The sequence below is a fragment of the Agromyces excoecariae genome (genome assembly GCF_051715505.1).
Lineage (GTDB): Bacteria > Actinomycetota > Actinomycetes > Actinomycetales > Microbacteriaceae > Agromyces.
On record NZ_JBPSLA010000013.1, the window covers coordinates 81550 to 102562 of the forward strand.

General features: G+C 73.0%; 17 protein-coding genes. 5 read left to right on the forward strand and 12 right to left on the reverse strand.

From position 1 onward, the window contains the following. Window positions 1-37 precede the first annotated feature (37 nt). From ACSJD1_RS13105 to ACSJD1_RS13130, 6 genes are read right to left on the reverse strand one after another with little or no spacing between them, the layout of a single operon-like run. On the reverse strand, window positions 38-1039 hold the full coding sequence (locus tag ACSJD1_RS13105) for a proline racemase family protein (RefSeq protein WP_438855733.1): 1002 nt from the start codon (window positions 1037-1039) through the stop codon (window positions 38-40). Beyond that, a complete protein-coding gene (locus ACSJD1_RS13110; RefSeq protein WP_438855734.1) occupies window positions 1039-1953 on the reverse strand; it encodes a dihydrodipicolinate synthase family protein in 915 nt (304 codons plus the stop codon). The genes ACSJD1_RS13105 and ACSJD1_RS13110 overlap by 1 nt, the downstream gene beginning before the upstream one ends. Window positions 1954-1995: 42 nt before the next feature. Next, window positions 1996-3381 carry an FAD/NAD(P)-dependent oxidoreductase gene (locus ACSJD1_RS13115; protein ID WP_438855735.1) on the reverse strand — a complete coding sequence of 462 codons (1386 nt, stop codon included), beginning with the start codon at window positions 3379-3381 and terminating at the stop codon, window positions 1996-1998. Continuing rightward, window positions 3378-3620: a (2Fe-2S)-binding protein gene (locus ACSJD1_RS13120; protein ID WP_438855736.1), complete on the reverse strand. Its 243-nt coding sequence runs from the start codon at window positions 3618-3620 to the stop codon at window positions 3378-3380. Before ACSJD1_RS13120 ends, ACSJD1_RS13115 begins: the two co-directional genes overlap by 4 nt. Beyond that, the gene (locus ACSJD1_RS13125; RefSeq protein WP_438855737.1) at window positions 3617-4774 is read right to left on the reverse strand and encodes an NAD(P)/FAD-dependent oxidoreductase; all 1158 of its coding nucleotides are present in this window, start codon (window positions 4772-4774) and stop codon (window positions 3617-3619) included. Before ACSJD1_RS13125 ends, ACSJD1_RS13120 begins: the two co-directional genes overlap by 4 nt. A gap of 8 nt (window positions 4775-4782) precedes the next feature. After that, the gene (locus ACSJD1_RS13130; RefSeq protein ID WP_438855738.1) at window positions 4783-5445 is read right to left on the reverse strand and encodes a GntR family transcriptional regulator; all 663 of its coding nucleotides are present in this window, start codon (window positions 5443-5445) and stop codon (window positions 4783-4785) included. Between the two features lie 149 nt (window positions 5446-5594). Here ACSJD1_RS13130 and ACSJD1_RS13135 point away from each other — a divergent pair, with 149 nt between their 5' ends. Continuing rightward, window positions 5595-6764, forward strand: coding sequence for a glutamate--cysteine ligase (locus ACSJD1_RS13135; RefSeq protein ID WP_438855739.1), 1170 nt, complete (start codon window positions 5595-5597; stop codon window positions 6762-6764). A gap of 6 nt (window positions 6765-6770) precedes the next feature. Here the strand turns inward: ACSJD1_RS13135 and ACSJD1_RS13140 are convergent, their stop codons facing one another. The 4 genes from ACSJD1_RS13140 to ftsY form a co-directional block, all read right to left on the reverse strand. After that, the gene (locus tag ACSJD1_RS13140; protein ID WP_438855740.1) at window positions 6771-8204 is read right to left on the reverse strand and encodes a GH1 family beta-glucosidase; all 1434 of its coding nucleotides are present in this window, start codon (window positions 8202-8204) and stop codon (window positions 6771-6773) included. Between the two features lie 85 nt (window positions 8205-8289). Continuing rightward, window positions 8290-9879, reverse strand: coding sequence for a signal recognition particle protein (gene ffh, locus ACSJD1_RS13145; protein WP_438855741.1), 1590 nt, complete (start codon window positions 9877-9879; stop codon window positions 8290-8292). 67 nt (window positions 9880-9946) lie between these two features. Beyond that, window positions 9947-10435, reverse strand: a complete 489-nt coding sequence (locus ACSJD1_RS13150) for a hypothetical protein (RefSeq protein ID WP_438855742.1) — start codon at window positions 10433-10435, stop codon at window positions 9947-9949. 15 nt (window positions 10436-10450) lie between these two features. Then, a complete protein-coding gene (gene ftsY, locus ACSJD1_RS13155; RefSeq protein WP_438855743.1) occupies window positions 10451-11326 on the reverse strand; it encodes a signal recognition particle-docking protein FtsY in 876 nt (291 codons plus the stop codon). Window positions 11327-11484: 158 nt separating this feature from the next. Between ftsY and ACSJD1_RS13160 the strand changes: the two genes are divergently transcribed. Continuing rightward, window positions 11485-12471 carry a TIGR03885 family FMN-dependent LLM class oxidoreductase gene (locus ACSJD1_RS13160; RefSeq protein ID WP_438855744.1) on the forward strand — a complete coding sequence of 329 codons (987 nt, stop codon included), beginning with the start codon at window positions 11485-11487 and terminating at the stop codon, window positions 12469-12471. Window positions 12472-12475: 4 nt separating this feature from the next. Next, window positions 12476-14140, forward strand: coding sequence for an alpha-amylase family protein (locus tag ACSJD1_RS13165; RefSeq protein WP_438855745.1), 1665 nt, complete (start codon window positions 12476-12478; stop codon window positions 14138-14140). A gap of 49 nt (window positions 14141-14189) precedes the next feature. Here the strand turns inward: ACSJD1_RS13165 and smc are convergent, their stop codons facing one another. Continuing rightward, window positions 14190-17720, reverse strand: coding sequence for a chromosome segregation protein SMC (gene smc, locus ACSJD1_RS13170; protein ID WP_438855746.1), 3531 nt, complete (start codon window positions 17718-17720; stop codon window positions 14190-14192). Between the two features lie 143 nt (window positions 17721-17863). Here smc and ACSJD1_RS13175 point away from each other — a divergent pair, with 143 nt between their 5' ends. Further along, window positions 17864-18940 (forward strand): GNAT family N-acetyltransferase, encoded by a 1077-nt coding sequence (locus tag ACSJD1_RS13175; RefSeq protein ID WP_438855747.1) that lies wholly within the window; start codon window positions 17864-17866, stop codon window positions 18938-18940. After that, window positions 18937-20037 carry a GNAT family N-acetyltransferase gene (locus ACSJD1_RS13180; protein ID WP_438855748.1) on the forward strand — a complete coding sequence of 367 codons (1101 nt, stop codon included), beginning with the start codon at window positions 18937-18939 and terminating at the stop codon, window positions 20035-20037. Before ACSJD1_RS13175 ends, ACSJD1_RS13180 begins: the two co-directional genes overlap by 4 nt. On the opposite strand, the gene mutM is transcribed toward ACSJD1_RS13180, so the two are convergent. Beyond that, the gene (gene mutM / locus ACSJD1_RS13185) at window positions 19979-21013 is read right to left on the reverse strand and encodes a bifunctional DNA-formamidopyrimidine glycosylase/DNA-(apurinic or apyrimidinic site) lyase (RefSeq protein ID WP_438855749.1); all 1035 of its coding nucleotides are present in this window, start codon (window positions 21011-21013) and stop codon (window positions 19979-19981) included. The genes ACSJD1_RS13180 and mutM overlap by 59 nt on opposite strands.

Consider the following 21013-nt stretch of genomic DNA (forward strand, 5'->3'; position numbering starts at 1 on the left):
ACCGCTCCGGGTCCGGATCGGCCGAGCCGGGTGCGGTTCAGAAGACGAAGCCCTCGGGGAACGGGTCGTCGGGATCGAGCACGTACTGCGCGAACCCGGTCACCCACGCGCGTCCGCTGATCGTCGGCACGACGGCGCTCACCCCGCCGACGGCCGTCTCGCGAAGCAGCCGCCCGGTGAACTCGCTGCCGATGAACGACTCGTTGACGAAGTCGGCCTCGAGGGCGAGCTCGCCGCGCGCGTGCAGCTCCGCCATCCGGGCGCAGGTCCCGGTGCCGCAGGGCGACCGGTCGAACCAGCCCGGATGGATCGCCATCGCGTGCCGAGACCGCACCGCGTCGGAGCCGGGGGCGATGAACTCGACGTGGTGCACGTGGTCCGCGCCCTCGAGCTCGGGGTGCCGCGGCGGCGCCTGCTCGTTGATCGCGTCCATGATCGCGAGCCCGGCCGCGAGGATCTCGCCCTGGCGGTCGCGGTCGAACGGCAACCCGAGCGCGTCGAGCTCGACGAGGGCGTAGAAGTTGCCGCCGAAGGCGATGGTGTACGGCACGGTCCCGTACCCGGGCACCTCGATGGAGGCGTCCAGCCGCTCGACGAAGCTCGCCACGTTCTCGAGCGTCACGCGCCTCGCGCGGCCGCCCTCGACGTCGACGTGCGCGACCACGAGGCCGGCCGGCACGTCGAGCCGGATCTCGGTGACCGGCTCGGTCACCTCGACCATGCCGGTCTCGACGAGGACCGTCGCGACGCCGATCGTGCCGTGCCCGCACATCGGCAGGAACCCGCTCGCCTCGATGAACACGACGCCCCAGTCGGCGTCGTCCCGCGCGGGCGGCTGCAGCAGCGCCCCCGACATCGACGCGTGGCCGCGCGGCTCGTTCATGAGGAAGCCGCGAAGCCCGTCGAGGTGCTCGATCGCATGGAGACGCCGCTCGTTCATGGTCGCGCCGGGGATCGGGCCGACGCCGCCCGTGACGACGCGGGTCGGCATCCCCTCGGTGTGCGAGTCGACCGCGGTGATCACCCGGCGCGCTCGCATCAGCGGGCCGCCAGGGCCGCCAGGGCCCGCTCGGTGTCTGCGGTGATCTGCGCGCGCTGCTCAGCGGAGAGCGGGCCGCGCGGCGGGCGGGTCGGCCCGCCGTAGGAGTTCCCGCAGAGGTCCATGGAGAGCTTGATGGCCTGCACGAACTCGGTGCGCGAGTCCCAGCGGAAGACCGCGACGAGCTGCTCGTAGAGCGCCTTCGCCTCGTGCCAGTCGCCCCGGGCGCACAGGTCGTACAGCTCGACCGCCTCCTTCGGGAAGGCGTTCGGGTAACCGGCGAACCACCCGACCGCGCCGTTGACCATGAGCTCGAACAGCACGTCGTCGGCGCCGGCGATGACGTCGATGTCGCAGAGCTCCCGGATCTCGTACACGCGACGGACGTCGCCCGAGAACTCCTTGATCGCGACGACCTCGGGGATCTCGGCGAGCTTCGCGACGAGCGACGGCACGAGGTCGACCTTGGTGTCGAACGGGTTGTTGTAGGCCATGATCGGCAGGCCCGCCTTCGCGACCTCCTCGTAGTGGGCGATCACCTCGGCCTCGTTCGCGCGGTATAGCGTGGGCGGCAGGAGCAGCACCCCGTCGGCGCCGTCCTCGCGGGCGAACTCCGCCCATCTCCTCGCCTGGTGGCTGCCCACGCCGTGCGCGCCGGCGACGACGATGCCGCGCCCGTCCACCGCCTCGACGGCGACCTGGATGACCCGTCGGCGCTCGTCGTCGGTCAGGGACGAGTACTCGCCGAGCGATCCGTTCGGCCCGACGCCGCGGCATCCGTTGCGCATGAGGAAGTCGACGTGCTCGGCGAACCGGTCGTAGTCGACGGCGAGCCCGGCGGGCGCCGAGTCGTCCTCGCGGAAGGCGAGGGTCGTCGCGACGATCACGCCGCCCAGGTCCATGGTGCCGGTCATGCGTCGTCCGTCCTCCGGAATCGATAAGTAATATGTCACATACTACGTTTGCTGATCGGGCTCGGCAAGCGCCGCCAGCTCGCCGATCCGCACCGGCGCGAGCACGGGCCGGCGGTCGAACCCGACGGATGCCGCGGCGCCCCCGGACTCGGCGACGATCGCCTCGACGGCCCGGCCGCACGTGCGCCCCTGGCAGGGGCCGAGCCCCGCACGCGTCGCGAGCCGCATCGCGCGGAGCGGCACGTCGGCGCGCTCCACGACCGCCCGCCGGGTGACGGCCTCGCAGCGGCACACGATCGTGTCGTCGTCGAGCCACGACGTCCATCCGGGGCGGATCGCGTGCGCCCGCTCGAGGCGGAGCGCGAACGCCCCGGTGCGCCGTCTCGCGGTCAACGGCCCCCGGATCCGCGGGTCGTCGAGCGCGCCGCCCGCGGCGACGAACCCGGCGACGGCGCCCTCGGCGAGCGCGGCGTCGGCACCGCCGACCCCGGTGACCTCGCCCGCGGCGAACACGTGCGCGACGCTCGTCCGCTGCGCCGGGTCCACCGCGACGATGCGCCCGCTGCGGTCGCCCTCGAGCGCGCACCCCAGTGCGATGGCGGCCTCGAGTCGGGGCGTGAACCCGTGGCCGAGGGCGACGGCATCGCACGCGACCTCGCGCTCGGTTCCCGGGATCGGGCGCCAGTCCGCGTCGAGCCGGGCCACGACGGCGCCCTCCACCCGGTCGCGCCCGACCACGCGCACCACCGCGCTGCCGGTCCGGTACGGGATCCGGCGACGGACGAGCGCGCCGACGTATCCGGCGAACTCGCCCGCCTTCCCCGAGAGCTCCCAGGCGCGCGTGAGCCACCCGTCGGCGAGCGCGGGCACGCGGGACGCCTCGTGCACGCCGACCACCTGCGACCCGACGAGCGCGAGCGACTGCGCGACGGGCAGCAGGAACGGTCCCGAACCGCTCACGATCGTGCGACGCCCGACGGCGACGCCGTCGCGCTTCGCGAGCGCCTGGGCCGCGCCGGCCGTGGTGACACCGGGCAGGGTCCAGCCGGGGACGGGGAGCGCGAGGTCGTGCGCGCCCGTGGCGACGACGATCGCGTCGGCGTCGATCGCGAGCGGGGTCCGGCGGTCGCCGTCGGCGTCGCCGACCACGGCCCGCAGCCGGATCCCGTCGGCGGATGCCTCGGCCGACCATACGCTCGTGCCGACGAGCACCTGCGCTTCGCCGGCGGCCAGCGCGCCGCGGAGTCGCTCGAACCGGTGCCATCCGTGCTGGAGACGGGGGTCGGTGAGCCGCTCGTGATGTCGCCAGAACTGGCCTCCGAGCCGGTCGCCCTCGTCGAGGAGGCTGACCCGTGCGCCGGCGGCGAGGGCGCCCTGCGCGGCCGCGAGGCCGGCCGGTCCGCCGCCGAGGATCGCGACGTGCCTCATTCGCGCACCTCCCGTTCGACGCGATCGCCGTCGACGGCCTCGCGCCGGCACGCGCGCACCCCTTCGACGTCGTTGACGGTCACGAGGCAGTCGTGGCAGACGCCGATGCCGCAGAACACTCCCCGGCCCCCCGTCGGCGACGTGCGCCATGCGGTGCGGCCGGCACCGATGAGTACGCCGGCGATGGTCTGGCCCTGCCGACCCCGGACGGGCTCGCCATCGACGGTGATGCGGATCATGCGGTCTCCCGGAGGCTGCGCCGGCTCGGCAGGAACGGCGTCGGATCGAGGGCGGTGGGTGCGCCGAGCACGGCGTGGGCGACGAGTTCGGCGGTGGCCGGGGCGAGCCCGATGCCCGCGCCCTCGTGGCCGGTCGCGTGCACGAGCCCCGCGAGATCCGGATCGGCGCCGATGACGGGAAGGTGGTCGGGCGCGTACGGACGGAAGCCGACGTAGCTGCGCAGCAGGGTGGTGTGCTCGAGGAACGGGAAGAGGCGGACGGCCTTGGCCGCGATCGCCGCCGCCGGCGCGACGCCGGACCGCTCGTCGAAGCCGACGCGTTCGCGGCTGGAGCCGATCAGCACCGTCCCGCCGGGCGTGGACTCGACGACGGTGGAGGTCTGCAGGGCGGCGTCACCCGACCCGACGGCACCCACGTAGTCGCTGTCGTACACCTTGTGGAACACGCGCTGCCGCATCGGCGTCGTGACGAGGATCACGCCGCGCCGCGGCCGGATGTCGAGGCGGGCGCCGAGGCGCGCCGCGACCTCGCCCGACCAGGGCCCGGCGCAGTTCACCACCACGTCGGCGGCGAACGGGCCCGCCGTCGTGTTCACGCCGGCGAGCCGGCCGGGCGGCCCGAGCCCGCCCGTGACCTCGGCGACCACGAGCCGCGCACCGCCGCGGAGCGCCGCGGCGGCGAGCGCCTGCGTCGCGTTCGACGGCTGCACCTGCGCGTCGTCGGGGTAGTGGACGGCACGGGCGACCTCGGGCGACAGGAACGGCTCGGCGGCCGCGAGCGCGGCGGCATCCATCGACTCGGCCCGGATGCCGGTCGCCCGCTGCGCGTCGGCGAAGCCGTCGAGCGCGGCCTCGCCCCCGGCGAACGCGACGACGATGCCGCCCTTGGCCTCGAACTCGGTCGCGGGCTGCCCGTCTCGCCGGTCGGCGTCGAGTCGCTCGGCGAGGTCGCGCCACATCGCGTTCGAGGCCGTCGCGAGGTCGGCCTCGGCGCCGGGCGCCTTGTCGCTCACCAGGAGGTTCCCCTCGCAGCGGCTCGACGTCTCGCCGGCGACGCCGACCCGATCGACGACCACGACCTCCGCACCGCGCTCGACGAGGGCGAGCGCGCAGGCGGCACCCACGATGCCGGCTCCGATCACCACCACCCGCACGCTGCGCCTCACTCCTCGCGCTCGCCGCTCCAGATGCCGCCCACATGGCCGATGTGGCGCGACATCAGGTCGGCGGCGGCATCGCCGCGACCGTCGACGAGCAGCCGCACGAGCTCGGCGTGCTCGAGTGCCGACTCGGTCAGCGCGCCCGACTCGGCGAGTTCGACGAGGCCGGTCAGGCGCGTCTGGCGGCGCAGCTCGCCCACGACGTCGACCAGGAATCGGTTGCCCGTGAGCTCGAGCAGGGTCAGGTGGAATCTCGTGTCGGCCTCGAGGTAGTCCTGGAACCGGCCCTCCTCGCCCGCGCGGACGATCTCGGCGGCGAGCTCCAGGAGCCGCGACGCGGTCTCCTCGGGCACGCGCCCGGCGAGCGAGTGCATCGGCGGCACCTCGAGCAGGCGACGCACCTCGCGGAGCTGGCGGACCTCGTCGAGCGAGACCTCCGTCACCCGGAATCCGCGATTGCGCATCGGCGCGAGGAAGCCTCGGCGGGCGAGGTCGAGCATCGCCTCGCGCACGGGCGTGGCGCTGACGCCGAACGCGGTCGCCATGGTCGGCACGGTGAGCACGTCGCCCGGTGCGGCCTCGCCCGAGACGATCCGCGAGGAGATCGCGCGCTCGACCTGCTCGCGCAGGCTCGCGGCCTCGCGCAGTCGAGCCGGCTCAGCCATGACGCGCCCAGTACTGTGTCATGCATTACAGGCTAGCCGGTCGGGTGCCCGCGACGACAGCGCGATTCCCGCGTCATCGACGCCTCCCGCACCCGACGCCGCATGTCATGATTGCCCTGCGCCCACGGGCGCGGGGACGGGGGTGCCGCATGGCGATCGAGTTCGCGAGATCCGAACGATCCACCGTGGGCATCGAGTGGGAGCTCGCGATCGTCGACCGGTCGACCGGCGAACTGGCCTCGGTGGGTGACCGCGTGCTCGCCGAGCTCGACGGCACCGACGGGACGCCGCATCCGTTCATCACCTCCGAATTGCTGACCAACACGGTCGAACTCGTCAGCGGGGTCCACACCGACGTCGCCGGGGCCGTCGACGACCTCACCGGACAGGTGGGCGAGGTGCGCGCCGTGCTCGACCAGCTCGGCGAGTACGAGTTGATGTGCAGCGGATCGCACCCGTTCAGTCGGTGGTACGACCAGCGCCTCACCGACAAGCCGCGCTACCGCAAGCTCATCGAGCGCACGCGCTGGTGGGGCCGCAACATGATGATCTGGGGCATCCACGTGCACGTCGGCATCGAGGAGCGCGACAAGGCGCTGCCGATCCTCGATGGCCTGCTCGCGTACGTCCCGCACCTGCAGGCCCTGTCCGCCTCCAGCCCGTTCTGGGCGGGCGTCGAGACGGGCTACGCCTCGAACCGGGCGCTGATGTTCCAGCAGCTGCCCACCGCCGGGCTCCCGTACCAGCTGCCCGACTGGGGCGCGTACGAGCGCTACGTCGACGACCTCGTCCGAACGGGCGTCATCGAGGACCACACCGAGGTGCGCTGGGACATCCGCCCCTCGCCCCGGTGGGGCACGGTCGAGGTGCGCGTCTGCGACGGCGTGTCGTCGGCCGACGAGATCGGCGCGATCGCCGCGCTCATCCAGTGCCTGGTCGAGTGGATGTCGACGCGGCTCGACGACGGCGAGACCCTCCCGGTCATGCAGCCCTGGTACGTGCGCGAGAACAAGTGGCGCGCGGCCCGCTACGGCATGCACGCCGAGATCATCACGGATGCCGCGGGCAACCAGCGTCCGGTCACCGACGCGCTCCGCGACCTGCTCGTGACGCTCGCCCCCGTGGCCGAACGCCTCGGCTGCGCGGTCGAGCTGCAGCGCATCCGCCGCACCCTCGACGAGGGCGCCGGGTACCAGCGCCAGTTGAAGGTCGCCGAGCAGCACGACGGCGACCTGACCGCGGTCGTCGCGCACCTCGCACGCGAACTCCGCGAGGGCACGCTACCGCGCACGGGCGACGGCGCCGCCTCGGACGGCTGAGGCCGGCTACTCGGGGATCCGCCGCGTGCGGATGAGCTCGGCGAACCAGCGGGCGCTCGCCTTCGGCAGCCGCTCGAGCGTGTCGTAGTCGACCCGCACGATGCCGAACCGCTTGGAGTAGCCGTAGCCCCACTCGAAGTTGTCCATGAGCGACCACACCTGGAACCCGCGGAGATCGACGCCGCGGGCCATCGCGCGGTGCGCGGCCGTGAAGTGCCGGCGCAGGTAGTCGATTCGGTCGAGGTCGCGGACCTCGGGGCCGTCGACCCCCTCGGTCACGACGTCGTCGAAGGCGGCGCCGTTCTCGGTGATCATGAGCGGCACCTCGGGGTACGCGCCGTGGAGGGCGATCAGCAGGTCCTCGAGCCCGGACGGGTCGATGTTCCAGCCCATCGCGGTGTACGGCCCCGGCTGCTCGAGGAACTCGACGTGCTGCGAGCCGGGCCACGGGGTGCCGCCCATGTCCTTGTGGCCGTCGGCGTTCACGCGCGGCGAGACGCCGTCCCACATCCGCACGGTCACCGTCGAGTAGTAGTTCACCCCGAGCAGGTCGATCGGCTGCGCGATGAGCTCGGTGTCGCCGGGCTTCACGAACGACCAGTCCGTGACCTCGGCGGTGTCCTCGATCACGTCGGACGGATAGCCGTCGCCGAACAGCGGGCCCAGGAAGACGCGGTTCGCCAGCCCGTCGATGCGGCGCGCCGCCTCGTGCCCCGTCTCACCGGAGGGGCGGATGACGTGCAGGTTGAGCGTGATCGAGAAACCCGGGTCGTTCGTCACGACCTCGCGGAGCGCGGCGACCGCGAGGCCGTGCGCGAGGTTCAGGTGGTGCACTGCGGCGAGCGCCTTCGCGCCCTCCATGAGCCCGGGCGCATGCGCACCGGAGCCGTAGCCGAGGTACGCGGAGCACCACGGTTCGTTGAGGGTCGTCCACACGGCGACGCGGTCGCCGAGCCGCTCCCCCATGATCCGCGCGTAGTCGGCGAACGCCTCGGCGGTCGCGCGGTTGGTCCAGCCGCCCTCGTCCTCGAGCGCCTGCGGCAGGTCCCAGTGGTAGAGCGTCGCGATGGGGCGGATGCCGCGTGCGATCAGTCCGTCGACGAGTCGCTCGTAGAACGCCAGCCCGGCCTCGTTCGCCGGGCCGCGCCCGGTCGGCTGGATGCGCGGCCACGCGATCGAGAACCGGTACGCCTCGAGGCCGAGCTCGGCCATGAGGTCGAGGTCGGACTCCCAACGGTGGTAGTGGTCGCACGCGACATCGCCGGTGTCGCCGTTCCAGACCTTGCCGGGCGTGTGACTGAACGTGTCCCAGATGGAGGGACCCCGGCCGTCCTCCGTCGCGGCGCCCTCGATCTGGTACGACGCAGTCGCCGAACCGAGCAGGAAGTCGGGTGCGAACTCGAGGCCCGAGTCGCGGTAGTCGGGGTCGCCGGTCGTCATCGTCGCTCCGTCCTCGTCCGCGGCGCGAGCCGCGGGTCCAACACTACGCCGGGGCGCTCCCCCTCGGCATGCCGATGACGAGAGGTCAGCGGCCGAGCAGCTTCTGCAGCGCGGCCATCTCCTCCTCGGACGGGGCGCCCTTGGCGCCCGCGGCGCCGCCGACGCCGAAGCCCGAGCCGGCGGGGGCGTTCGAGGGCCCACCGGGCGCCTGGCCCGACGCGATCGCCGCGTTCTCCGCGGCGCGCTTCGCGGGGTTGCCCGAGCGTGACCCGCCGCCGGACTTCTTCTTGTTCTTCGCAGCCTGGCGCTTGCCGCCGCCGTACCCGCCGGCGCCGGGGATCGGGCCCATGCCGGGGATCTGCGGCGTGCCCCCGCGCGCGACGGTCTTCATCATCTTCGCGGCCTGCTCGAAGCGCTGCACGAGCTGGTTGACGTCGGTGACGGTCATGCCGGAGCCCTTCGCGATGCGGAGGCGGCGCGAGCCGTTCAGGAGCTTGGTGTTCTTGCGCTCGGCGGGCGTCATCGACTGGATGATCGCCTCGGTGCGCACGATCTCGCGCTCGTCGAAGTTCTCGAGCTGCTGCTTCATGCCACCCGCGCCGGGGAGCATGCCGAGCATCTTCTTGATCGAGCCCGCACCGCGCAGCTGCTGCATCTGCGCCAGGAAGTCGTCGAGCGTGAACTGCTCGGTCGCGATCTTCTCGGCGACCTTGAGCGCCTCCTCCTCGTCGAAGGCCTGCTGGGCCTGCTCGATGAGGGTGAGGATGTCGCCGAGGTCGAGGATGCGGCTCGCCATGCGGTCGGGGTGGAAGGGCTCGAAGTCGTCGAGCGTCTCACCGGTCGACGCGAAGATGATCGGGCGGCCGGTGACGGATGCCACGGAGAGCGCGGCACCGCCGCGCGCGTCGCCGTCGAGCTTGGAGAGCACGACGCCCGTGAAGTCGACCCCGTCCTGGAAGGCCTTCGCGGTCGTGACGGCGTCCTGGCCGATCATGGCGTCGATGACGAAGAGGACCTCGTCGGGGTTCGTGGCCTTCCGGATGTCGGCGGCCTGCTTCATCATCTCGGCGTCGACGCCGAGACGGCCCGCGGTGTCGATGACGACCACGTCGTGCTGGGCACGCTGCGCCTGCGCGATCGCGTCCTTCGCGACGCGGACGGGGTCGCCCACGCCGTTGCCGGGCTCGGGCGCGAAGACGGTGACGCCCGCCTGCTCGCCGACGACCTGGAGCTGGTTCACGGCGTTCGGTCGCTGGAGGTCGGCGGCCACGAGCATGGGCGTGTGGCCGTCCTTCTTCAACCACTTCGCGAGCTTTCCCGCGAGCGTCGTCTTGCCCGCGCCCTGGAGGCCCGCGAGCATGATGACGGTCGGCGGGGTCTTCGCGAACTGCAGCCGGCGCTGCTGCCCGCCGAGGATGCCGACGAGCTCCTCGTTGACGATCTGCACGACCTGCTGCGCGGGGTTCAGCGCCCGGTTGACCTCGTCGCCGAGCGCGCGCTCGCGCACCGTCGCGGTGAACGTCTTCACGACGTCGAGCGAGACGTCGGCGTCGAGCAGCGCGCGCCGGATCTCGCGGACGGTGCCGTCGACGTCTGAGGCGGAGAGCTTGCCCTTGGTGCGGAGGTTCTTGAACGTCTCGGTGAGACGGTCGGAGAGGGTGCCGAACGTAGCCATGATGCCCTCAAGTGTAGAGGGCGGCGCCGCGGCATCCGCTCAGCCCCGGTCGGGCGCCGGGACCGGCTCAGCCTTCGAAGCGGACGTCGACGATCTCGCGCTCGAGGTCGATCGACGCGACGAGCCGCTCGTCGGTGTCCTCGGGCGCGAGGCCGAACTCGAACTCGGCGAACGCATCGCCGGGCTCATCGGCGTCGGGGCGGAGGTCGACCCGGATGAGGGACATCGACCGCAACGCGTCGATCTGGCGGTCGCCCGAGTCGCGGCCGATCGCGGCCTCGACCTCCTCGGCCTGCTCCAGGTCGGGGTCGAGCACCGCCGCCAGGAATCGCGCCACGGGCGACGAGCCCGAGTCGAGCTGCGTCACGAACGCCGACCGGAGTTCGTCGTCGACGAGCTCGAGCTCGCCGACGAGGGTCGCCGCGACATCCAGCGCCGCGAGCGCCACGGTGTCGGCATCGGCGTCGAGGACGACCTCGACGCGCTGGTCGCCGTACTCGACCTCCTCCGACCAGTAGTCGCCGACGAGTCCGAAGTAGTCGTGCTCCATGGACATGCGCGCTCTCCCTCCTCAGCCGACGAGCTGTTGCGCGAACACGTGCGGCGTGAAGCCCGTGAGGTCGCCGATGCCCTCGCCCTGCCCGATGAGCTTGATCGGCAGCCCGGTCTTCTCCTGCACCGCGATGACGAACCCGCCCTTGGCGGAGCCGTCGAGCTTGGTCAGCACGAGGCCCGTGACGCCGCCGTGCTGGATGAACGCCTCGGCCTGCGCGAGCCCGTTCTGCCCGGTGGTCGCGTCGAGCACGAGGAGGACCTCGCTGATCGGCGCCTGCTTCTCGACGACGCGCCGGATCTTGCCGAGCTCGTCCATGAGCCCGCCCTTGGTGTGCAGGCGGCCCGCGGTGTCGATGATGACCATCTCGGTGCCGGTGCGCTTGGCGTAGTCGACCGTCTGGAAGGCGACGGAGGCCGGGTCCTGGCCCTCGCGCTCGGGCCGGACCACCTGAGCGCCCGCGCGCTCCGCCCACGTCGCGAGCTGGTCGACCGCGGCCGCACGGAAGGTGTCGGCCGCGCCGACGACGACGCTCCGGCCGTAGTTGCCGAGGAACTTGGCGAACTTGCCGATCGTGGTCGTCTTGCCGACGCCGTTCACGCCGACGACGAGCACGACCGCGGGGCGCTCGGTGAGCTTGAGCGTCGGGTCGTACTTGGCGAGCCGCTCCTCGAGGGTCTCGCGGAGCATCCGCTGCACGTCACGAGGGTCGGTGGTCTTGTACCGCTCGACCTGCGCCTTGATCGACTCGACGATCTCCTCGGTCACCGCCGGCCCGAAGTCGGCGCGGATGAGCGCGGACTCGAGGTCGTCCCAGGTGTCCTCGTCGATCGTCCTCGCGCCGAACACGTTGCGGAGGGCCGACCCGAGCGACCAGGATGCGCGTTCTGCCATGCCCCCAAGCCTACGGGGGCGGATGCCTCCGGCCCGCCGCACCCGAGGGCCCGATGCCGCTCGCCCGCGCCCGCGCTACCGGCCGCGCGCCGTGACGGCAAGGCCTTGCCCGTCCACGCCTCGCGCGGAAGCATCGGGCCGGGCGGAAGGAGACCACCATGCCCCTCGTCGGATTCCACGCGTCGCACGAGCAGCTCCCACCGAGCGCGCTCCTCGACGCCGTCGTGCACGCGGAGCAGGCCGGCTTCGACGCAGCCATGTGCAGTGACCACTGGGCGCCCTGGAGCGTGCGTCAGGGCCATTCGGGCTACGCCTGGTCGTGGCTCGGCGCGGCGCTGCAGGCGACCTCGCTCTCGCTCGGCGTCGTGACCGCTCCCGGCCAGCGGTACCACCCGGCCGTCGCGGCGCAGAAGATCGCGACGCTCGGAGAGATGTTCCCCGGCCGGTTCTGGGCGGCCATCGGCAGTGGCGAGGCCGTCAACGAGCACATCACGGGCGAACCCTGGCCGGAGAAGGACCACCGCGACCGGCGGCTGACCGAGGCGATCGACGTCATGCGCCGCCTCCTCGCCGGTGAGACCGTCACCCACGAGGGCACGTTCAGCGTGCACGAGGCGCGGCTCTGGACGCGACCCGACGAGACCCCGCCCCTCATCGCCGCAGCGGTGAGCACCGAGACCGCGGCCGAGACCGCCGAGTGGGCCGACGGGGTGATCACGGTCGACCAGGAGCGCGAAGCGCTCGGCGACTTCATCGACGCGTACCGTGGCGCCGGCGGTCGCGGGCCGATCTGCGTCCAGGTGCACCTCAGCTGGGCGCCGACCGACGACGAGGCCGTCGCCATCGCCCATGACCAGTGGCGGCAGAGCCTCGTCCCGCCGAACCTGGCGTGGGAGCTCGCGACCCCCGAGGAGTTCGACGCGCGGACGGCCGACGCGGCACCGTCGGAGGTCGCCGACACGCTGCTCGCCTCCTCGGACACGCAGCGCCATCTCGACGCCCTGCTCGAGCTCGCCGACCTCGGCGTCGACCGCATCTACCTCCACCACGTCGGGCAGGAGCAGCGCGGGTTCATCGACGCCTTCGGCGCCGACGTGCTGCCCGCCCTGCGCTCCGCGGGGCCGTCGGCCGGGATCGAGGGCTGAGCCGATGCGAGCGACCGACCGCGGCGACCTGTGGTGGAAGACCGCCGTCGTCTACTGCCTCGACGTCGAGACGTACATGGACTGGAACGACGATGGCACCGGCGACTTCGAGGGGCTCGCGAACCGACTCGACCACCTCGCGGAGCTCGGCGTCACCTGCATCTGGCTGATGCCGTTCCAGCCCTCGCCCGACCAGGACGACGGGTACGACATCGTCGACTTCCTCGGCGTCGACCCGCGCCTCGGGTCGCTCGGCGACGTCGTCGCGTTCACACGTGCCGCGAGGGACCGCGGCATCCGCGTGATCATGGACCTCGTCATGAACCACACGTCCGACCGGCATCCGTGGTTCACGTCGGCCAAGCGCGGGCGCAACTCCCCCTACCGCGACTTCTACGTCTGGCGCGACGAGATCCCGCCGAACCCGCCCGAGAGCGTCTTCCCGGGCGAGGAGGACGGCGTGTGGGAGTGGCACGAGGGCACCGGCCAGTACTACCTGCACTCGTTCTACCGGCACCAGCCGGACCTGAACATCGCCAACCCGGAGGTGCGCGACGAGATCGCGAAGACCGTCGGGTTCTGGCTGGAGCTCGGATTCTCCGGATTCCGCGTCGACGCCGTGCCCTTCCTCATCGAGCCGCCCGAGGGCGAGGACATCGGCGACCCGCACGAGCTCATGCGCGACCTGCGCCGCTACCTGCAGCGGCGGGCGAGCGAGGCGATCCTGCTCGGCGAGGTCAACCTGCCGTACGACGAGCAGCTCGAGTACTTCGGCGCCGAGGGCGATCCGCCCGAGCTCACGCTGCAGTTCGACTTCGAGGCCATGCAGCGGCTGTACCTCTCGCTCGCCCGGCACGATGCCACGGCGCTCCGCGAGACGCTCGCGCGACGTCCGCAGCTCGAGCCCGAGAAGCAGTGGGCGAACTTCGTGCGCAACCACGACGAGCTCACGCTCGACAAGCTCTCCGACGCCGAGCGCCAGGAGGTCTTCGACGCGTTCGCCCCCGAGGACTGGATGCGCGTGTACGGCCGCGGCATCGTCCGACGGCTGCCGCCGATGCTCGAGGGCGATCCGCGCCGCATCCGCATGGCCTACAGCCTGCTGTTCGCGCTGCCCGGCACGCCCGTGCTGTTCTACGGCGAGGAGATCGGCATGGGCGAGAACGGCGAGCAGGACAAGCGCCAGGCCGTGCGCACGCCGATGCAGTGGACGGGCGGTCGCAACGGCGGCTTCTCTCGGGCCGCGCCGGGTCGGCTCGCTGCATCCCCGCCCGCAGACGGGTACGCGCCCGAGCACGTCAGCGTCGAGGCGCAGATGCACGATCCCGATTCGCTGCTCTCGACGATCCGCGGCTTCGTGACGAGGTACCGCAGCTCGCCCGAGATCGGGTGGGGCGCGTTCGAGCTGCTCGACGTCGGCGATCCCGCGGTGCTCGCCCACCGCATCACCGAGGACGACCTTCGATTCGTCGCGCTGCACAACTTCGCGCCGCGGCCCGTTCGCGTGACGCTCGAGCTCGGCGAGCTCCCCGACGAATCGCTGCTCTCCGACCTGTTCGCCGTCGACGCGGACCCGATCGACGAGCGCGGCCGGGTCGACGTCGAGCTCGACGCGTACGGCTACCGCTGGTTCCGCGTGCTCGCGCCGGGCGACCGTCGGTTGACGTGAGCGGATGCCGCGGAGTGGTCGAACGCCGCGGGCCGCGGCATCCGTCGTCTCAGCTGGCCTTCGCGCCGAACTCCTCGCGCACGCGCTGGCCGACCACCGCCGACACGCCGTCCTGTCGCATCGAGACGCCGTAGAGCGCGTCGGCGATCTCCATCGTGCGCTTCTGGTGCGTGATGACGATCAGCTGGCTCTCCTCGCGGAGGCTCTCGAAGGTCGTGAGCAGGCGCCCGAGGTTGGCGTCGTCGAGCGCGGCCTCGACCTCGTCCATGATGTAGAACGGGCTCGGGCGCGCCTTGAAGATCGCCATGAGCAGCGCCACCGCCGCGAGCGAGCGCTCGCCTCCCGAGAGCAGCGAGAGTCGTTCGATCTTCTTGCCGGCGGGCTTCACGCTCACCTCGATCCCGGTCGTGAGCAGGTCGTCGGGGTTCGTGAGCGAGATGCGCCCCTCGCCGCCCGGGAACAGGACGGGGAACACCTCGGCGAAGGCCTCGCGCGTGTCCTCGAAGGCCGAGCGGAAGATCGACTCCATGCGCCCGTCGATCTCCTCGATGATCGTGAGGAGGTCCTTGCGGGTGTTGGCCAGGTCGGTGAGCTGCTCGGTCAGGAACTGGTGGCGCTGCTCGAGCGCCGCGAACTCCTCGAGCGCGAGCGGGTTGACCCGGCCGAGCTGGGCGAGCTTGCGCTCGGCGGCCTGCAGCCGCTTCTGCTGTTCGGCGCGCACGAACGGCCGCGGCTCGGCGTCGGCATCGGCGTCGTCGGGAACCGGTTGGTCGGGACCGTATTCGGCGACGAGCACGCCCTCGCCGAGTCCGAGCTCGCTCTCAGCGCGTTCGACGAGCGAACCGACGTGGAGCTTCTTCTCGTAGATGCGCAGCTCGAGGCCGTGCACGTCCTCCGTGACCGACTGCAGGCGTTCGCGAGCGGATGCCTCGGCGCGTCGTGCGGCTTGGACCTCCTCGTTGCGGCTCGCCCGCTCGGCCTCCGCTGACGCGAGCGCGACGCGCGCCTCGGCGACCGAGCGACCGACCGCGGCGAGGACCGGCGGAAGGGCGTCGGCGACACGTGACGCCGCCTCGAGCTGGGCACGGCGGATGACCGCGCGCCGCGCGGCCTCGTCGGCCGCGCGTCGCTCCGCGTCGTGCTGGCGCTCCATCGCGACGATGCGCGCCTCCTCGGCGCGCACCCGCTCGCGTGCGGTCTCGAGCCGCAGTCGCGCCTCGACCTCGCCCTCCCGCGCGCGCTCCAGCGAGGCGAGCGCGCCGTCGCGGCGGTCGGCCTCGAGCACGGGACGCGGTTCGGCGCGTGCGGCCTCGACGTCGTCCTTCGCCGCGGTGGCGGCCTGCTCGGCCTCGGCGATGCGCTCCTCGGCGGTCCGGAGCGCATCGGCGAGGCGGTCGGTCTCGGCGGCGGCGGCCTCGGCCTGCACGCGGGCGCGGTTCAGCGCCTCGGTGCGCTGGGCGAGCTGCGCGTCGAACTCGCGGAGCGCCGCGAGCGCGAGCTTCGACTGCTCCTTGGCGTGCTCGGCGTTGCCGCGCTGCTCGTCGAGGTCGACGCGGGCGCGCTCGATGTCGGATCGGACCTCGTCGAGCCGGGCCTGGGCTCGATCGCGCTCGGCGAACAGCTCGATGCGGCTCTGCGTGCGGCCCGAGCCGCCGTGCACGACGTAACGACCGACGACGGTGCCGTCGCGCGTGATCACGGTCGCGGGCCGATCGAGGGCGGCGAGCGCCGACTCGGCGGCGCGCACCGCGTCGAGGTCGTCGGCGACGAGCACCTCGGAGAGGAGTGCGAGGATGCCGGCGGGCGCGACGACGACATCGGCCGCGGCGGTGAGCCCGTCGACGGCGAGGGCTCGTTCGGCGGCACGGCGATCGGGGCCGGGCTCGGCGATGGCGAGCGCGACGCGTCCGAGGTCCTCGTCGGTCGCGAGGGCGACGGCCTCGAGCGCCGCCTCCCGGTCGTCGACGAGCACCGACTCGGCCAGCGGGCCGAGCGCCGCGGCGATCGCGGCCTCGTAGCCGGGCTCGACGCGCAGGTGCTCGGCGAGGAGGCCGCGCACGCCCGCGGTGCCGGATGCGGCGAGCGCGGCCGACCCGTCCTTCTGGTCGAGCGCGAGCGAGAGCGCGCCCACTCGAGCCCCGAGCGCATCGCGTTCGCGTTCGCGGTCGTGCAGCGCCTCGCGGAGCCTCTCGATCTCGGCCTCGGCCTCGAAGACCGCGGCCTGCGCAAGCTCGTACGCCTCGTCGAGATCGGTCGCCGACACGGGGTCGGCGTCGGATTCCGCCTCGACACGCGCGAGGTCGGCGGCGGCCGTCTCCCGCCGCGCCAGCGCCGCGTCGAGCGCGTTCCGGTGCCGCAGCACCTCGCCGCGCACCGCCGCGAGCTTCGAGGCCGCGGCATCCGCCCGCCCGGAGAGCTGCGACGCGCGCAGGTCGTACGCGCTCACGCGCGCCGCCTGCGCGGCGATCTCCTCGTCGACCGCGTCGAGCGCGGTCCGCGACTCCCGGGTCGCCGCGGCGGCCTGCTCGAGCGCGGATGCCGCGTCGCCCACGCCGCTGCGGATCCCGTCGAGCTCGGCGCGCGCCGCATCGATGTCGGCACGGGTGACCGTGGGCGCCGCATCCGTTCCCTCGTCGGCCGCGGAGAGCAGCGCGATGCGCTGCCGGGCGAGCGAATCGAGGGAGCGGAGCCTGGCCTCGGACTGCTCGAGCGCGAAGCTCACGGCACGGGCCCGATCGACGTCGTCGCCGCCCTGCGCCTGCTCGAGCCGGTCGATGTGGGCCTGGTGGCGCTCGAGCTCCTGCTGCAGCACGAGTCGCTCGGCGTGCCGCTCGTGCTCGGTCCGCCCGGCCGCCTCGAGCGCGCGCCGCAGCTCGACGACCTCGTCGGCCACGAGCCGCGCCTTCGCGTCGCGCACCACGGCGGCGATGCCCGCGGCCTCGCGGGCGACCTCGGCCTGGCGGCCGAGCGGCTTCAGCTGCCGGCGGAGCTCGGCGGCGAGGTCGGTCAGGCGCGTGAGGTTCGCCTGCATGGCGTCGAGCTTGCGGAGCGTCTTCTCCTTGCGCCGGCGGTGCTTGAGGATGCCCGCGGCCTCCTCGATGAACCCGCGCCGGTCCTCCGGGCTCGCGTGCAGCACCTGGTCGAGCTGGCCCTGCCCGACGATGACGTGCATCTCGCGGCCGAGGCCGGAGTCGCTGAGCAGCTCCTGCACGTCGAGCAGTCGGCACTGCTCGCCGTTGATGGCGTACTCGCTGCCGCCGTTGCGGAACAGCGTCCGCGAGATCGTGACCTCGGTGTACTCGATCGGCAGCGCGCCATCCGTGTTGTCGATGGTCAGGCTGACCTCGGCGCGGCCGAGCGGGCCCCGCGTGGAGGTGCCCGCGAAGATGACGTCCTCCATCTTGCCGCCGCGGAGGGTCTTGGCGCCCTGCTCCCCCATCACCCAGGCGAGCGCGTCGACGACGTTCGACTTGCCGGAGCCGTTGGGGCCGACGATGCACGTGACACCCGGCTCGAACGCGAAGGTGGTCGGCTGCGCGAAGGACTTGAAGCCCTTCAGGGTGAGGCTCTTGAGGTACATGTCCCCCCGGTGTCGCGGCGTGATGGTGCGGAATGCCTCGGATGAGCGTACCCGAGCGGATGCCGCGGGCCCCGCTCCCCCGCCGTTGCCGCCGCCATCGGCGGCGGCTAGGCTGACACGCTGCCCACGCGAGGGAGGATGCGATGGCGCTCGAGATCCGCCCGATCCGGCTGCCCGACGATGCGGATGGACCCGACGCCGACGAGCTCGTCCAGTACGCGGACCTCCTGCGTCGCCTGGACCACGAGGCGCTCGGCACGACCGACCTGACCCGTCGGCCGCGCGAGGTCCTGCGGGACCTGCGCCCTGACCGCTTCACCGAGCGCACCGCGACCGGTGCGTTCGACGGCGGGCGGCTCGTCGGCCTCGTCGAGGCGCAGTGGGAACTCGATGACGCGGAGACGACCGCGTACGTCGAGATGCTCGGCGTCGCCCCCGAGCGACGTCGCGAGGGCATCGGCTCGCTCCTGCTGGCCGCCGCAGAGGAGTCGGCACGGGCGGCCGGGCGGCCCACCGTGGTGCTCTCCGCCGAGCACCGGATCGACGCCGCCGACGCGGCCGGTGGTCGGCTCCGTGCGCCCCAGGGCGACGGCGAGATCCCGGCGGATGCTCCGTCCGCGCGCTTCGCGCTGGCGCGAGGGTTCGCGCTCGGCCAGGTCTACCGGGTGAGCGCCATGGACGCGGGCGGCCGCGGAGACGAGTTCCGACGCCGCCTCGCCGCCGAGTTCGAGCGGTCCACCGACGACTACCGCCTGGTCGCCTGGCAGGACCGCGCACCCGACGAGCTCGTCGACTCGCTCGCGATCGCGCACGAGCGAATGTCGACCGACCCTCCGGCCGGCGCGATCGCCTGGGGTCTCGAGCACTGGAACGCCGAGCGCATCCGCGACGGCGAGCGCCGTTCGATCGACGTCGGCCGCGTCCGCCTCACGGTGGCGGCCGTGGCCCCGGACGGCGAGGTCGCCGGCTTCACGGAGCTGTCGCTGCTGCCCGACTCGCAGGCCGTGGAGCAGTGGGACACCATCGTGCTCGGCCCGCATCGCGGGCACCGGCTCGGCATGCGGATGAAGCTCGCCAACCTGGTCGCCCTCGCCGAGGCCGAGCCGTCCCGGAATCGCATCGTCACCTGGAACGCCGACGAGAACGAGCACATGCTCGCCATCAACACCGACCTCGGATTCCGGCCGTTCGCCTTCGAGTCGGTCTGGCAGCGCCCGTGAGCGACGCCCGGGAGGACGGCGCTGCGCCGACCGGCGGCCCGGGCGTCCTCCGCCCGATCCCCGCTCCCGATCGTGTCGGCATTCCGGAGTCCGCCGACCTGGAGGCGTACGCCGACTTCGCGCGCCGCATCCAGCTCGAGACCGTCGGGACCGATGAGTTCAGCTACTCGGCCGCCGAGCTCGCCGTGCTCGGCGGCAATCCGTACCTCGAGCGACGCCGGTTCGGGATCTTCGACGCCGACCGGCTCGTCGCCGCGGCCGCGGCGTGGTGGGAACGCGCCGACGTGGGCGGCGCGCCCATGATCACCATGGTCGGCGTCGACCCGGCCCACCGGCGGCGCGGACTCGGCGGCCGCGTGCTCGATGCGATCGAGGCATCCGCCCGTGATGCGGGGCGCGAGTCGACCATCCTGATCTCGGAGCACCGGACCGACGACGGCACCGGCGAACGCCTCCACGCACCGCAGGGTGGCGCGTCCCTCCCCGCCGGCGCCCCGTCGGTCCGTTTCGCGCGATCGCGCGGCTACGAGCTCGGCCAGCTCCTGGTCGCGAGCGCCCTCGAGGTCGACGGCCGCGGCGCGGAGTTCCGCCGGTCGGCGGAGCAGGCCGCTCGATCCGACGGCTACCGCCTCGAGCACTGGCGCGACCACACGCCCGAGGAGCACCTCGACGCATTCGCGGCGGCTCGCTCGCAGATGGTCGCGGAGGCGCCGAGCGGCGCCGTCGACTTCCCCGACGAGCACTGGGACGCGGCACGCATCCTCGACGAGGAGGCGCGGGCCGTCGACGCCGGGCGCACGCACCTCACCGTCGCCGCGATCGCCGCAGACGGCGAGGTCGCCGGCTTCACGATCCTCGCGCTCGCACCCGGCAAGCGCGGCGCCTACCAGGACGACACGCTGGTGCTCGGCCCGCACCGCGGCCACGGCCTCGGCATGCGGATGAAGCTCGCGAACCTCGTCGCGCTGACGGAGGCCGCGCCCGACCGATCGGTCGTCTACACCTGGAACGCCGACGAGAACGGGCCCATGCTCGCGATCAACCGCGAGCTCGGGTTCCGCCCGCACTCGATCCAGGCGACGTGGCAGCGGGGATGACCCGCACCACGGCCGGCCGGCCCCGGGTCGCCGCCGCCGCCGACCCCGCGGTGCCGACATGCGAGCCGGCCCGAAGCCGCTGGCAGCGCGGGCAGCGGTGCGACGACCGGTTCATGAACGCCTCGCGCACGATCGGCGTTCCGCACCGCGGGCACGGCCGACCCGTGCGGCCGTAGGCGTTCAGCGAGTGCGCGAAGTACCCCGATGCCCCGTTGACGTTGACGTACTGCGCATCGAAGCTCGTGCCGCCCTCGGCGAGCGCCTTCTGCAGCACGGCGCGCACCGCCGCGAGCAACTCGCGGACCCGACGCCGGCTGAGGCTCGACGCGGGCTGCTCGCCGTGCATGCGCACCGCCCAGAGCGCCTCGTCGGCGTAGATGTTGCCGATGCCCGAGACGACGCCCTGGTCGAGCAGCACGCGCTTGACGCCGGTGGCGCGCCGGGCGAGCGCGGCGACGAACGCCGCATCGTCGAAGGCCGGGTCGAGGGGGTCGCGGGCGATGTGTGCGACCTGCGACGGGATCGAGCCCGCCCACGGTCCCGTGACATCCGCCGAGAAGCCCGCGACCCGACCGTCCACGGTCGGCACCATGCGGTCGATCGCCATCGAGCCGAAGATGCGCTGGTCGACGAAGTCGACTCGCAGCTCGCCGTGCTCCGGGTGCTCGAGGTGGAGCCGGATCCGGGCGTGCCGGTCGTCGCCGGGGTGATCGGGAGTGCGCAGCAGGAGCTGCCCGCTCATGCCGAGGTGGCCGACGAGTGCGCCGCCGCCGGCGAGCGGCATCCAGAGGAACTTGCCGCGCCGGACGGCGGCCTCGATGCGCTCACCCGTGAGCAGCGTCTCGAAGTCGCCGGACGCCGCTTCGTGGCGCTTCAGCGAACGGGTGTCGAGCACCTCGACCCCGGCGACGCGCGCGCCGGTGACGGCGGGCGCGAGCCCGGCCCGGACGACCTCGACCTCGGGCAGCTCGGGCAC